Source organism: Micromonospora sp. DT43, assembly GCF_049841645.1.
Taxonomy (GTDB): domain Bacteria; phylum Actinomycetota; class Actinomycetes; order Mycobacteriales; family Micromonosporaceae; genus Micromonospora.
This window is the reverse complement of record NZ_JBNCKR010000003.1, coordinates 435135-449395: the sequence shown is the minus strand read 5'-3', so window position 1 is coordinate 449395 and position 14261 is coordinate 435135. Positions and strand designations below refer to the sequence as shown.

At 73.2% G+C, this 14261-nt stretch carries 12 protein-coding genes; 3 read left to right on the top strand and 9 right to left on the bottom strand.

Annotated elements, in window-relative coordinates; translation table 11 throughout:
* Window positions 1-103 precede the first annotated feature (103 nt).
* Window positions 104-337 (top strand): hypothetical protein, encoded by a 234-nt coding sequence (locus ACLQ26_RS09840; RefSeq protein WP_425744138.1) that lies wholly within the window; start codon window positions 104-106, stop codon window positions 335-337.
* Between the two features lie 191 nt (window positions 338-528).
* Window positions 529-957, top strand: a complete 429-nt coding sequence (locus ACLQ26_RS09835; RefSeq protein ID WP_425744137.1) for a hypothetical protein — start codon at window positions 529-531, stop codon at window positions 955-957.
* Between the two features lie 66 nt (window positions 958-1023).
* Here ACLQ26_RS09835 and gatA read toward each other — a convergent pair whose 3' ends face one another.
* The 4 genes from gatA to ligA all read right to left on the bottom strand — a co-directional run bounded on the left by gatA (window position 1024) and on the right by ligA (window position 8127).
* Window positions 1024-2499 carry an Asp-tRNA(Asn)/Glu-tRNA(Gln) amidotransferase subunit GatA gene (gene gatA / locus ACLQ26_RS09830; protein ID WP_425744136.1) on the bottom strand — a complete coding sequence of 492 codons (1476 nt, stop codon included), beginning with the start codon at window positions 2497-2499 and terminating at the stop codon, window positions 1024-1026.
* The gene (gene gatC, locus ACLQ26_RS09825; RefSeq protein ID WP_007456314.1) at window positions 2496-2801 is read right to left on the bottom strand and encodes an Asp-tRNA(Asn)/Glu-tRNA(Gln) amidotransferase subunit GatC; all 306 of its coding nucleotides are present in this window, start codon (window positions 2799-2801) and stop codon (window positions 2496-2498) included. The genes gatA and gatC overlap by 4 nt, the downstream gene beginning before the upstream one ends.
* 145 nt (window positions 2802-2946) lie before the next feature.
* A complete protein-coding gene (locus tag ACLQ26_RS09820) occupies window positions 2947-5835 on the bottom strand; it encodes an EAL domain-containing protein (RefSeq protein WP_425744135.1) in 2889 nt (962 codons plus the stop codon).
* Between the two features lie 156 nt (window positions 5836-5991).
* Window positions 5992-8127: an NAD-dependent DNA ligase LigA gene (gene ligA / locus ACLQ26_RS09815; RefSeq protein ID WP_425744134.1), complete on the bottom strand. Its 2136-nt coding sequence runs from the start codon at window positions 8125-8127 to the stop codon at window positions 5992-5994.
* A 383-nt stretch (window positions 8128-8510) separates the two neighbouring features.
* Here ligA and ACLQ26_RS09810 point away from each other — a divergent pair, with 383 nt between their 5' ends.
* A complete protein-coding gene (locus ACLQ26_RS09810; protein ID WP_425744133.1) occupies window positions 8511-9056 on the top strand; it encodes a type II toxin-antitoxin system PemK/MazF family toxin in 546 nt (181 codons plus the stop codon).
* 134 nt (window positions 9057-9190) lie between these two features.
* Here the strand turns inward: ACLQ26_RS09810 and ACLQ26_RS09805 are convergent, their stop codons facing one another.
* The 5 genes from ACLQ26_RS09805 to ACLQ26_RS09785 form a co-directional block, all read right to left on the bottom strand.
* On the bottom strand, window positions 9191-10201 hold the full coding sequence (locus tag ACLQ26_RS09805) for an ADP-ribosylglycohydrolase family protein (RefSeq protein WP_425744132.1): 1011 nt from the start codon (window positions 10199-10201) through the stop codon (window positions 9191-9193).
* Between the two features lie 30 nt (window positions 10202-10231).
* A complete protein-coding gene (locus ACLQ26_RS09800) occupies window positions 10232-10597 on the bottom strand; it encodes a VOC family protein (protein ID WP_425744131.1) in 366 nt (121 codons plus the stop codon).
* A gap of 37 nt (window positions 10598-10634) precedes the next feature.
* On the bottom strand, window positions 10635-11639 hold the full coding sequence (locus ACLQ26_RS09795; RefSeq protein ID WP_425744130.1) for a methionine synthase: 1005 nt from the start codon (window positions 11637-11639) through the stop codon (window positions 10635-10637).
* Window positions 11640-11765: 126 nt separating this feature from the next.
* Complete coding sequence (mnmA, locus tag ACLQ26_RS09790; RefSeq protein ID WP_425744129.1) at window positions 11766-12839, bottom strand: tRNA 2-thiouridine(34) synthase MnmA; 1074 nt, start codon at window positions 12837-12839, stop codon at window positions 11766-11768.
* Window positions 12840-13078: 239 nt separating this feature from the next.
* A complete protein-coding gene (locus ACLQ26_RS09785) occupies window positions 13079-14254 on the bottom strand; it encodes a cysteine desulfurase family protein (RefSeq protein ID WP_425744128.1) in 1176 nt (391 codons plus the stop codon).
* Window positions 14255-14261 lie beyond the last annotated feature (7 nt).

Below are 14261 nucleotides of genomic sequence, written 5' to 3'. Positions count from 1 at the left end.
CCCGACGCACCGGCAATCACCGTGACCGGGTGTGTTCGCGACGACACGGGGGTACCTGTCGACCATGACAAATACGGGGAATGATCGATCTGTCAACCAGACCATGCCGGGGCGCCGGTACAACACGAAGCAGGTCCTGCTGGTGGTGCTGGCCGCGTGGGCGGTGGGGGCCGTGGTAGCCCTGATTGGCTGGACTGTCGCCGGCGGCGAGCGGCAGCCGGACGACCTTCTGCTGCTGGTGGTCCTGCTCGCCATCCCAGGCCTGATCGGGCTGGCCGTCGCCTGGGGGACGGGCAGGTTGACGGCCTCGCGCGAGCGCGTCCGGGCCGGCTCGTGACCTCGCCGCCGGCCCCGATGTCCGACCCGACCGGCTCTGACCCGGGGTCCCGTTCAACGCCCCTCCCGTCGACGGGTCACGGCCCGACCTCCGCCGGACCCGACCGGGCAGCGGGGCCGTCCCCGCGGCGACAGCCGATCGGCCGCCGCGCCGTGCTGGTCGCCGCGGGCCTGGCGGTGGGACTCCCGGCGGTGACGGTGGCGGTGATCGCCCTCGACGGGCGGGACACCTCGCCGGGTGCCCTCCTCAAGATTTTCCTGATCGCGCTCGTCCTCGCGGCGCTCGGCGCGGCAGTGGCCCTCCTGGCCAGCCACCGGCCACCCACCCCCCGGACCGCCAGCCCGGCGGCCCGCCAGGCCCTGCGCGTCGGGCATACCGACGACCCTCGCATCGACGCCCTCGCCCGCCAGGAGGCCGAACGCCGGCAGGGTGGCCGCTGGGTGCTGTGGATACTCGCCTTCGCCGTGCTGCTCGAGGCGCTGCTGGTCGTCGGCGCGTCCCGCCCCTCGACCCGGGTGATCGCGGTGGTGCTCGGTGTCTTCTGGGCGATTCAGGGCTGGATGCGATGGCGTGACCTGCGGGAGGCCCGCCGCTATCTCGCCGACGACCACAACGCCTGAGAGCCCCCACCCCGGGACGACGACCGGCCCCGACGGACAGGTCCGTCGGGGCCGGTCGCGATCGCGCTACAGCGTCGGCGGGGTGAACGTGCCGACGGCGGACTCCAACGCGGCGGCGACCCGGTACATCCGGTCGTCGGCCAACGTCGGGGCCATCACCTGCAGGCCGACGGGCAGCCCCTCGGAGAGACCGCAGGGCACCGAGATGCCCGGCCCGCCGTACAGGTTGGTCGGAATGGTGAACAGGTCGGCCAGGTACATCTGGTACGGATCCGCGGTGCGGGCGCCGATCGGGAAGGCCGTGAACGGGGTGGTCGGCGAGATCAACGCGTCGACCCGCTCGAACGCGGCAGTGAAGTCCCGGGTGATGAGGGTCCGGACCTTCTGCGCCTGCCCGTAGTACGCGTCGTAGTAACCCGACGACAGCGCGTACGTCCCGATCATGATCCGGCGCTTGACCTCCGGGCCGAAGCCGGCCTCGCGGGTCAGCGACATGACCTCCTCCAGCGACCGGTTGCCGTCGTCGCCGACCCGCAGGCCGAACCGGACACCGTCGAACCGGGCCAGGTTGGAGGAGCACTCGCTCGGGGCGATCAGGTAGTACGCCGGCAGCGCGTACGCGAACGTCGGGCAGGAGATCTCCACGACCTCGGCGCCCATCTTGGTGAGCGCGTCCACCGACTCGCGGAACGCGGCCATCACGCCCGGCTCGGCGCCCTCGCCGACGAACTCGCTGACGATGCCGAGCCGCACGCCGGTCAGGTCACCGGTCGCGCCGAGCTTCGCCGCCGCCACCACGTCCGGCACCGGCTGCGGAATCGAGGTGGAGTCCCGCGGGTCGTGCCCGGCGATCACCTGGTGCAGCAGGGCCGCGTCGAGCACCGTACGGGCACACGGACCGGGCGTGTCCAGCGACGACGAGAAGGCGACAAGCCCATAGCGGGAGGTTCCGCCGTAGGTGGGCTTCGCGCCGACGGTGCCGGTGACCGCTCCGGGCTGGCGGATCGAGCCGCCGGTGTCCGAGCCGATCGCCAGCGGCGCCTCGTACGCGGCCAGCGCCGCCGCGCTGCCACCGCCCGAGCCACCCGGGATCCGGCTGAGGTCCCACGGGTTGTGCGTCGGACCGTACGCCGAGTATTCGGTGGAGGAGCCCATGGCGAACTCGTCCATGTTCGTCTTGCCGAGCATCACCGTGCCGGCCTCGCGCAACCGCTGCACGATCGTCGCGTCGTACGGCGGGCGCCAGCCTTCGAGGATCTTCGAGCCGACGGTGGTCGGCACACCACGGGTGGCGAGCACGTCCTTCACCGCGACCGGCACACCGGCCAGGGGGCCCAGCTCCTCGCCGGCAGCCCGGCGCTCGTCGACCGAGCGGGCCGCGGCGAGCGCGCCGTCGGTGTCGACGTGCAGGAAGGCGTGCACCTGCTCGTCGACGGCAGCGATCCGGTCCAGGTGCGCCCGGGTCACCTCGACGGCGGAGGTCTCGCCGCCGGCGACAAGCGCGGCGATCTCCGTCGCGGTCATTCTGGTTAAATCGGTCATGAGGCCACATCCTCGGTCAGGATCCGCGGTACGCGGAACCGCTGGTCCTCGGCGTCCGGCGCGCCCGACAGCGCCTCCTGCGGCGTCAGGCACGGCGTGACGACATCCTCGCGGAAGATGTTGGTCAGCGGCACCGAGTGCGAGGTCGGCGGGATGTCCGCGGCGGCGACCTCGCCGACCTGGGCGACCGCCTGGAGGATCACGTCGAGCTGGCCGGCGAAGGTGTCCAGCTCCTCCTCGGTGACGGCGAGCCGCGACAGGCGCGCCAGGTGCGCGACCTCCTCGCGGGAGATGGCGGCCATCCGTGCCCCCTTCTGATGTCCTGCTGGTCGGGCGGTGTGCCGGCCGCGCGACGGTTGCGGTGTGACGCGCGGTGACCGGAGCGAGTCTATTGTTCCGCTCCCGTGCCGCGTCCCCGACTCCCCCTCCGGCGGCTTGGGCCGTGGGTCAGCGGGTCGAACGGCCGCCGGCCTCGGGCTCCGGACCACCCGTCGGGCGGACCGGCCGGTAGCGGGCCAGCCAGGTGACGAGTTGCTCGGCGGGCATCGGTCGGGCGTAGAACCAGCCCTGGGCGGCGTCGCAGCCGGCGGCGTACAACATCCGCCACGTCCGCTCGTCCTCCACGCCCTCGGCGACCACCCGCAGCCCCAGCGCGCCCGCCAACTCGATCATCGATCGGACGATCGCCGCGTCGTCGGCGTCCTCGGCCATGCCGAGCACGAACGACCGGTCCACCTTCACCTCGGACAGCGGCAGCCGGCGCAGATGTTGCAGCGACGAGTACCCGGTGCCGAAATCGTCAAGCGCGATCGCCACCCCGATGCGGTGCAGCCGGGAGATGGTGGCCAGCACCCGACGCGGATCGGCCATCAGGGCGCCCTCGGTGATCTCCAGTTGCAGTCGCTCGGCCGGCACCCCGTACCGGGTCAGCCGGTCGGCGATCTGGTCGGCGATCTCGCCGGTGTGCAGGTCCCGCACGCTGACGTTGAGCGCCGCACGCAGCCCGATGCCGGCCGCCGACCACTTGGCGAGCTGCTCCACCACGTCGTCCACCACCCGCCGGGTGAGCAACCGCATCACCGCGCTCTGCTCGGCGACCCGGATCAGCTCCTCCGGGTCGACCATCCCCCGGCGCGGGTGCCGCCACCGCAGCAGGGCCTCGACGCCCACGACCTCGCCGGTCGCGATGGCGATCTGCGGCTGGTAGTACATGGTGATCTCACCGGCGTCCTCGACCGGCTGACCATCGTCGTGTACCCACCCGGTCGGCTCGATCGCCTGGCCCTCGGGAACCGACACGCCCGCGCGCCCCGGACGGCCGACGCTCGGCGGGGGCACCGCCCCGCCGTTCGGCGATCGCCAACCCTGGCCGCCGGCACGCCGGTCCCGCGACGGGCCAGGGCGAGTGCCAGGGATCGTCGCGCGGTTGTTGCGCCCCCGGATCGGGTCGGCGCCGGTGGCGATCCGGTTGATGAGCTCATCGGCGTGCGCCAACTCGCCGCCGGCCCGCCGCCGACGACCCCACCACCGCCCGCCCGTCGGGGGCGCCGCGGCGATCACCGGCGCGCCGCCCGGCTGCGGTGCAACCTCGGCCGCCGCCCCGGCGGGCAGCGCCGCACCGTCACCACCGCGCACCTCGGCCTCCACGGCAAGGGGTACGTCTGCCGTCCGCTCGGACCCACCCGGCTCGCCACGACCAGCGTTGGTCCGGCCGGCTTCGTCGGCGTGGCCGGCGTTGGCCCGGCCGGCTTCCTCGGCGTGGCCAGCGTTGGCCCGGCCGGCTTCCTCGGCGTGGCCAGCGTTGACCCGGTTGGCTTGGCCGGCGTGCTCGGCTTGGCCGGCGTGCTCGACCCGGCCGGCGTGCTCGACCCGGCCGGCGTGCTCGACCCGGCCGGCGTGCTCGACATGCCCGGCCCGGCCGGCGTGCTCGGCGTGCTCGGCCCTGCCGGCATGCTCGGCGTGCTCGGCCCTGCCGGCATGCTCGGCGTGGATCTGCGGCGGAGCGGCGTCGAGCGGGCCGGCGGCCGACGGGCCGGATTCCAGCACCCGGCGGAGGTCGGCGAGGAGACCGAGACGCTCGGCCGAGTTGTGGTCGGATTCGGGGGCGTACACGGCGACCGTGTCGTTGCGGTGCTTGGCGTCGTACATCGCCACGTCGGCGTGCCGCATCAGGGTGGCGAAGTCCTCGCCGTGCTCCGGGAAGAGGGCGATCCCGATGGAGCCGCCCACGTCCAACGGCAGGCCGTCCAACGGCACCGGCTCGGCCAACGCCCCGACGACCCGGTCGGCCAGCTCACGCGCCTGGCCGACGTCGGTCAGGCCGGTCATCACGATGGCGAACTCGTCGCCACCCAGCCGGGCGATCATCTGCGGCCGGGGTTCCACGTCGGTGAGCCGGGCGCTGACCTCGACCAGCAGCCGGTCACCCACCGCGTGTCCCAGAGCGTCGTTGACGTTCTTGAAGCGGTCCAGGTCGATGAGCAGCAGCGCCAGGTGCCCGCCGGGCTCACCGCGGGCGGTCCGCCCGGCGTGCAGATGCACCTGCTCCGCCACCTCGGCCAGCAGCGCCTTGCGGTTGGGCAAGCCGGTCAGCGGGTCGGCGGCGGCGAGGTGCTGCTGCTCGACGGTCAGCCGAGCCATCCGGTACACGGCGAAGAGCGGCACCAGCACCAGGGGGATCAGCGCCGCGCTGAGACGGGCGGCGGCGACCAGAACCGGCGCGAGCAGCAGCAGCGAGCCGGTGGAGAGCAGTTCGAAACCGACGCCCTGGCGAACGGTGGGCCACCAGCGGTCACCGAAGCGCAGCCGCACCGCCCAGCTCACCAAGCCGTAGTTCACGACGAACCAGGCCAGCGTCGCCCCGCCGACGGCGACCACGTCCGTCGGGTGCAGGCGGCCGCCGGAGAAGAGGGTGCTCGGCCCGAGCTGGATGACGCCGTACGCGGCGGCGAGCGCGCAAGCGTACTGGCCGACGTTGAACGCGGTCCGCCAGGCGGCATGACGCATCCGCCAACCAGAGACGATCACCCCCACCGCCTGCACCGCCACAGCCGGACCGAGCCCCCAACCGAGCAGGATCGCGAAGGTGAAGCAGGTGGACGGGAAGACCGCCGAGGTCTGCCGTCGCCCGGGCGGAACGAAGGGGCGCGCGTCGCAGACCACCGCGAGGGCGGCCATCGTCCAGAACGCCACCGGAAGGCGGGGCAGCTCCTCGGGGAGCGTCGTGAGTGGACCCGTGGCGGTCAGCGTCGCGACCACCAGGATGCCGACGACGAAGGCGGCGAACGGCGTCACCCGCCCCGGTGGGACGGAGTTACGCGGGTCGGCGACCTCCATCACACCTCCCGACCGACGGTCGACGTGCCGATGAGCACGCCGTGACCCAATGAAACGCCCTCAGCCCCGGGTTTCCCGGTATGACAGTCACGAATCGGTCGTAGTCGTAATTAAGTTGGTATACGCGACGGCCATCGCGGGGGTTCGCCGCCGCGGTCAGCCCTCCACCCGGGCGACCTCCCGCGCGGCCTCCGGACCCGCGTCCAGCAGCACCCGGAACCCGTCCTCGTCGAGCACGGGCACCTTGAGGCTTGCCGCCTTGTCGGCCTTGGACCCTGGGTTGTCCCCCACGACCACGAAGCTCGTCTTCTTGGAGACCGACCCGCTGACCTTGCCGCCCCTGGTCTGGACGGCCTCGGCTGCCTGGTCCCGCGAGAAGCCGGCGAGGGTGCCGGTCACCACGACTGTCAACCCCTCCAGCGGGCGCGGACCCTCGTCGACGGCCTCCTCGGCCATCCGTACGCCCGCCTCGGCCCACTTGCGGACCACCTCGCGGTGCCAGTCCACGGCGAACCACTCCCGGATGCTGGCCGCGATGGTCGGCCCGACCCCGTCGACCGAGGACAACTCCTCCTCGCTGGCGGCGTCGATGGCCTCCATCGAGCGGAAGTGTCGGGCCAGCGCCTGCGCAGCGGTGGGGCCGACATGCCGGATGGAGAGCGCCACCAGCACCCGCCACAGGTCCCGTTCCCGGGCGACCGCCAGATTGTCGAGCAGCTTGACCGCGTTGCTGCCGAGGCTGCCGTCCTTGTTGACGAAGAACGGTGACCGGATCAGCTGGTCGGCGTCGAGCTGGAAGAGGTCACCCTCGTCGGCGATGATCTCCGCGTCCAGCAGAGCCGCCGCGCCCTTGTAGCCCAGGACCTCGATGTCGAACGCGCCACGACCGGCGAGGTGGAACACCCGCTCGCGGAGCTGGGCCGGGCAACTGCGGGTGTTGGGGCACCGGATGTCGACATCGCCCTCCTTCGACGGCGCGAGCGGGGTGCCGCAGGCCGGACAGGTGGTCGGCATGACGAACGGGCGGGCGTCGGCGGGCCGCAGGTCGACCACCGGGCCGAGCACCTCGGGAATCACGTCGCCGGCCTTGCGCAGCACGACCGTGTCGCCGATCAGCACGCCCTTGCGCTCGACCTCGCGGGCGTTGTGCAGGGTGGCGAGCGCGACTGTGGAACCGGCCACCCGCACCGGTTCGAGGACGGCGAACGGGGTGACCCGACCCGTACGCCCCACGTTGACGTCGATGTCGAGCAGCTTGGTGGTGACCTCCTCCGGCGGGTACTTGAAGGCGATCGCCCAGCGTGGGGCACGGCTGGTCGAGCCCAGGCGACCCTGGATGGAGACCGGGTCGACCTTGACCACCACACCGTCGATCTCGTGCTCGACGTCGTGCCGGTGCTCGGCGTAGTAGGCGATGTATTCCGCCACGCCGGACAGGTCCGGGACGACCCGCCACCTGTCGCTCGTCGGCAGCCCCCACGCCTTCAGCGCCGCGTACGACTCGGACTGCGCGGTGGGCTGGAAGCCCCGGCGGGCGCCGATGCCGTGCACGACGAGGCGCAGCGGCCGGGAGGCGGTGACCCGGGGGTCCTTCTGCCGCAGGCTGCCGGCGGCGGCGTTGCGCGGGTTGGCGAACGGCGCCCGCCCCTGCTCGACCAGACTCGCGTTGAGGTCGGCGAACGCGGCCACCGGGAAGTAGATCTCGCCCCGGACCTCCAGCAGCTCGGGCAGCGTCGGGAACTCGGCGGACGGCGCGAGCTGGCCGGGCACGCCTCGAATGCTGCGCACGTTGGCGGTGACGTCCTCGCCGGTGCGGCCGTCGCCCCGGGTGGCGGCCCGAATCAGCCGGCCGGCCTCGTAGGTCAGGTTGATCGCCAGACCGTCGACCTTCAGCTCGCAGAGGTAGGGCACCGGCCCTCCCGCGTCCCGCTCGACACGCTCGGCCCAGGCCGCCAGCTCCTCGTCGGCGAAGGCGTTGTCGAGCGAGAGCATCCGCTCGGCGTGCGTGACAGGGGTGAAGTCGGTGGAGAACGTGCCACCCACCCGCTGGGTCGGCGAATCCGGCGTGCGTAGTGCCGGGAACTCCTCCTCCAACGCCTCCAGCTCGCGCAACTGCTTGTCGAACTCGGCGTCGGTGATGATCGGCGAGTCCAGCACGTAGTAGCGGTACTGATGCTCGGTCAGCTCCCGGCTGAGGGTGGCGTGCCGCTCCCGCGCCTGTGGCGTCGGCTCCGCGCCGGCCGCCGCCTCCTGAGCCGGGCTGACCTGCTGACCGATCTGCTCCTCGGACACCCCGCCACCTTCGGACACGCCTGCGACCCCCCTGAATCACGTTACTTAAGGCACGGTATCGGTCCGGGGTGACAATCCGACGCCCACCTGCGTCCGCAGCGACGTCCGAACCGGTCGGCCGCGCACCTGATCGACTCCAGGTCGGCGAGATCGGGGTGTCCGGACGCCGGGATGCCGCAATGGCGCCGAGCCGGAAATGATCACCACGGAGGCGTCGACGGTCACGGTGTGGTCCTCGGGCGGCGCGGGCCGTGGCATGCGAGGATCGCCGGACGGAGCGGCCCAGGTGCCGCTGCGAGGATCGCCGGACGGAGCGGCCCAGGTGCCGCTGCGACGATCGCCGGACGAAGCGGCCCCCGTGCCGCACTGACGCGGAGGTGGCGATGACCGAGGCGTTGCTCTGGGCGGCGGCGATCCTGCTGGCGGTGGCCGCCGGCTGGGCGTGGAACAACTGGCGGCATCGGGTGACCAGCCGGCGTCCAGCCGACCGACCTGGGCGCGGCGCCCCGACCCGCACGAGTGGTCGCCGTCCCGCGCCGCCGAGGCCACGCGGCACCGATCGGCCGGCCACCACGCCGCGCTCCCGCGACACCGATCGAGCGGCCGGCACGCCGGCGGCCGGCGAGATCTGGTGGGCCGACGTCCCGTACGCCGACGGCAGCGGCTCGAAGGTCCGGCCCTGCCTGGTGCTGCGCGCCGACTCCCGGGGCGCCGAGGTCTTGAAGATCACCAGCCAGGACAAGAGCGACCGGGACGACCATGTCCGGATTCCCACCCGAGACTGGGACTCCGACGCCGAGCACGACAGCTACCTGAGCCTGGTCGAGCCGATCCGGATCAGCTCGGCCGACTTCGCCGACCGCGCCGGCCGCTGCGACGCCGACCTGTGGCGAAAGGTCCGCAACCTGCGCCACCTACCCACCAGCTGACAGCGAGCCACCGGCGCCGGGGCCGTGATCCACTCGGCTTCCAGGAATCCGGGGCATCCGCCCAACAGCAACACCGCGACTTCCAGGAATCCGAGTGGATCACCCCGACCGGCGGCCGGGCCGGGGACGGTGGGTCAGTCCCAGGCCGCGCCGAGGGTGGCGAGCTGGTCGGCGTACTCGATCCGGTCGGCCCATTCGCGCGGCCAGGCGGCCGTCCCGGTGGCCGCGCCCACGAAGGCGCCGGCCAGGGCGGCGATCGAGTCGGAGTCGCCGGCGGTGGTCGCTCCCCTGGCCAGGGCCGCGACCGGGTCATCGGCGTGGCGTACGGCGCAGAACAGCGCGGTGGCCAGCGCCTCCTCGGCCACCCAGCCCTCACCGGTGGCCCGACACGGGTCGCCGCCGTCGTCCGGCTCGCCGAGGGCGGCGGTCAGGCGGCGCAGCGCCCCGAGGCACTCGTCCCAGCCTGGGGCGATGAAGTCGGCTGGAGAAGACGAGCCGGCGCGCTGCCAGAGATCACCCAGCCACCGCTCCCGGTAGACCCGGCGCTGGGATCGCGCCCGCTCGGTGAGGAGCGCGGGAAGCTCCGCCAGCGCGGCACCACCACGCACGGCGAAGACCGCGTACGCGGTGAGTTCGCTGGCCGCCAGCCCGGTCGGGTGGCCGTGGGTCAGCCCGGCCTGCAACTGGGCCAACCCGGCCAGCGTGTCGGGGTCGGCGTCCAGCAAGCCCACAGGCGTCACGCGCATGTTTGCGCCGCAGCCCTTCGAGTCGGCGACGGTCGCCTCCTGCCAGCGCAGCCCTCGGCCCAGGTCGGCGCAGGCGCGCAGGCAGGTCATCCCGGGAGCGCGGTTGTTGTCCGGGCTGACCGACCAGGCCACGAAACGCCGCCGCAGCAGCGGCTCGACCACCTCCGGAGTCAGCGACGACGCCTCGTGCAGCGCCCAGCCCACCGCCAGCGCCATCTGGGTGTCGTCCGTGACCAGCGCCGGCTCCCCGGTCAGCTCAGTTGGGCCGGTCGGGCCGTAGCGGCGCTGAATCTCGGCGACGGTCAGGAACTCGGTGGGCTTGCCCAGGGCGTCGCCGTAGGCGAGACCAAAGAGCGAGCCGGTGGCGCGCAGCGGGATGGAGTCGATCACGGCGGCCATGATGCCCGGCCGCCGCAACCCACGCCATGGTCAGTCCCAGCAGAGGCAGAACGGGTGACCGGCCGGATCGGCGTAGACCCGGAAGCCCTCACCCTCGCCGGGCAGCCGCCGAGCACCGAGTGCGAGCGCCGCCTTCTCCGCGCTCTCGATGTCGTCCACCGTCACGTCCAGGTGGAACTGCTGCGGGCGCTCCGGGTCGGGCCAGGCCGGCGGCCGCAGGTTGAGCGCCTGCTGGAAGGCGAGACGCGGCTGGTGGCCGGGTGGGCCGCCCAGCACGACCCAGTCGTCCTCGAAGTCACCCTCGGCGAAGGGCACGCCGAGCAGCTCGGAGTAGAACGCCGCCAACGCCCGCGGATCGGGGCAGTCGATCACCACTGAACGAAGCTGTCCAATCATGACCGTCATCCTGCCCCGCCGGTACGACAGGAAAACGTCACTCCTCGGTGAACCGACGGCCGGCGTCCCGACAGCCTGCGAGAACCGACCGGGCGTACTGCGGGGTGGCGCCGGCGAGGCCGCAGGCCGGGGTGACGACCACCTGCTCGGCGAGCTGCCGGCGGGGAAAGCCGAGGCGGTCCCAGATCTGGCGTACCCGATCGGCGATCTGTGCGGAGGTCGGTGCGCCACCGGCCGACGGCGGCCGGGTCGGCGCGGCGCCGGCCAGCAGTCCGAGGCCCGCGTCGATGGCCTCGCCCAGCGGGTCCAGGTCGGTGACCAGATCGAGGTCGAGGGCGACAGCGACGGCGCCGGTGGAGCGGATCAGCTCCAGCGGCACCTGCGGTGCGCAGCAGTGCACGATCGTGGGTACGCCCACCGCGTCGACGACCGTGCGCAGCAGGGCGGCCGCGTCCGCCGCGTCCACAGCCCGGTACGCACCCAGGCCACTCTCGGTGGGCACCCGCCCGGCCAGCACTGTCGGCAGCGACGGCTCGTCCAGTTGCAGCAGCACCGATGCCCCGGGCAGCCGCCGGGCGACCGCCGCGACGTGCCCGCGCAGCCCTTCGGCGAGGGAGCCGGTGAGGTCGCGGACGGCGCCGGGGTCACGCAGCAGCCGGCCGCCGATCGGCAGCTCCAGGGAGGCGGCCAGGGTGAGTGGTCCGCCGGCCTGCACCTTGATCGGGCCGGCGTACCCCTCGGCCTGCTCGGCGAGCTGGTCCAGGTCGCGTTCCATCAGGTCGCGGGCCCGGCGCAGGTCACGCCCGGGGCGGGGGGCGACCCGCCACCGCCCGGTGTAGAGCTCGACTGGCAGCTCGACCAGCAGCCCGGCGCTGCGACCGATCAGGTCGGCTCCGGGGCCGCGCGCCGGCAGCTCGGGCAGGTGCGGCAGCTCGGGAAGCTCACCGAGGACCACCCGCTGGGCCTCGGCGATGTCGGTGCCGGGCAGCGAGCCGATACCTGTCGCCGCGCCGGCCGGCCAGGGCCACGCCTGATCTGTCACGGCCGAAGGCTATCCCGCTGGACGCGCCGACCGCTCGGCGACCGCGCGCCGCCGGCGCGCCAGCCCGGCGACGACAGCGATCCGTCGGCGCGACGACCGTGATCCTGCCGATCGGCGGCCGCGCGGTCAGCCGGTGATGGTCGCGGAGCCGAGGACGATGTCGCCGGCCGGGTCCGGGCGGTACGCCACCACGGCCTGACCGGCGGCGACACCGCGGACCGGCCGACGCAGCTCGGCGTGCAGCGTGTCGCCGTCGAGGTCGACGGTCGCCGGCACCACGTCGCCGTGCGCGCGTAGCTGCACCTCGCACTCGACAGGCGCGCCCGGGCGGGGGCCACCGGTCCACACCGGCCGGGTGGCCCGAACCCTGGACACCTCCAGCGCCTCGGCCGGACCGACCGTCACCGTGTTGGTCTTGGGCGTGATCGAGAGCACGTAGCGTGGCCGACCGTCGGGGGCGGGTCGGTCCAGGTGCAGACCGCGCCGCTGACCCACCGTGTAGGCGTACGCGCCGGTGTGGCTGCCGACCACCGCGCCGGTGCTCGCGTCGACGACGTCGCCGGGCGCCTCACCGAGCCGACCGGCCAGGAAGCCGCGGGTGTCGCCGTCGGCGATGAAGCAGATGTCGTGCGAATCCGGCTTGTCGGCCACCGCCAGGCCACGCTCGGCGGCCTCCGCGCGGACCTGCGCCTTGGTCGAGTCGCCGAGCGGGAACATCGACCGGTCCAGCTGCTCGCGGGTGAGGACCGCAAGCACGTACGACTGGTCCTTGGCGATGTCGACGCTGCGGCGCAGCAACCCGTCCGGGCCGAGGCGGGCGTGGTGGCCGGTGACCACCGCGTCGAAGCCCAGGGCGACAGCCCGGTCCAAAACCGCCGCGAACTTGATCTTCTCGTTGCAGCGCAGGCACGGATTCGGTGTACGACCAGCGGCGTACTCGGCCACGAAGTCGTCGACGACGTCCTCGTGGAAGCGGTCGGCCATGTCCCACACGTAGAACGGGATGCCGATCACGTCAGCTGCCCGGCGGGCGTCCCGGGAGTCCTCCAGGGTGCAGCAGCCGCGCGCCCCGGTCCGGTACGTCTGCGGGTTGCGGGCCAACGCCAGGTGCACGCCTGTCACGTCATGCCCGGCCGCCACCGCCCGCGCCGCCGCCACGGCCGAGTCCACCCCGCCCGACATCGCCGCCAGAACCCTCACCAGCTACCCCCCTGCCCACAGGCCAACCCCAACCCTATCCACCACGCCACCCCAACCCCCATCCCCGCGCCCCCGCCAACCCGCGCACGCCCTCCCGACACACCCCGTCCAAACCCCCGGCACACCCCGTCGATCATGAAGTTATCGCCACGACACGCCGATCCACGGGGCAATAACTTCATGATCGACGGGGCGGGGGGGGCGGGGGGGCGGGGGCGGGGGGCGGGAGAAAAGAGGGATCAGCGGGGGGTGCGGGGGGCTGCTGCGCGGCGGGCGCGTTCCACTGCTGCCGGCAGGGCCGCGACGAGGGCGTCCACGTCGGCCTGACTGCTGGTGTGGCCGAGGGTGAAACGCAGCGAGGAACGGGCGCGGTCGTCGTCGGCACCCATCGCCAGCAGTACGTGCGAGGGCTGGGCCACCCCGGCCGAGCAGGCCGAACCCGTCGAGCAGGCGATGCCCTGGGCGTCCAGCAGGAGCAGCAGGGCGTCGCCCTCACACCCCGGGAAGGAGAAGTGCGCGTTGCCGGGCAGCCGTTCGGTCGGATCACCGTTGTAGACCACCTCGGGCACCGCCCGGCGGACCCGCTCGATCAGGTCGTCGCGGAGCGCGGCCACCCGGGCCGCGTACTCCTGCTGGCCCTTCACGGCCGTCTCGACGGCGACCGCGAAGGCGACGATGCCGGCGGTGTCCAGCGTGCCGGAACGGACGTCGCGTTCCTGGCCGCCGCCGTGCAGCAGCGGTACGGCCGCCACGTCCCGGCCGAGAAGCAGCGCGCCGACCCCGGTCGGACCGCCCAGCTTGTGGCCGGTGACGGTAAGCGCGGCGGCCCCGCTGGCGGCGAAGTCGACGGGCACCTGCCCGACGGCCTGGATGGCGTCGGTGTGGAAGGGCACACCGTGCTCGGCGGCGACGGCGGCCAGCTCGGCCACCGGCTGTACGGTGCCGACCTCGTTGTTGGCCCACATCGCGGTGACCACTGCCACCTGATCGGCGTGCGCGGTCAACTCGGCGCGCAGGTCCTCCGGGTCGAGGCGGCCCGTGGAATCCACCGGCAGCCAGCCGACCTCGGCGTTCTCGTGCTCGACCAGCCAGTCGACCGAGTCCAGCACGGCGTGGTGCTCGACGGCACTGGAGATCACCCGGCGGCGGTCGGGGCCGGCGCCCCGGCGGGCCCAGAAGATGCCCTTGACCGCGAGGTTGTCGCTCTCCGTGCCCCCACCGGTGAAGATCACCTCGGACGGTCGGGCGCCGAGCACGGCGGCCACCCGCTCGCGCGACTCCTCGACCCGGCGACGGGCACGACGACCCGCCGCGTGCAGGGAGGACGCGTTGCCGACCTCGCGGGCGGTAGCGACGTACGCCTCCAATGCCTCGTCGAGCATCGGAGTCGTCGCCGCGTGATCCAGGTAAGCCATCACCTTC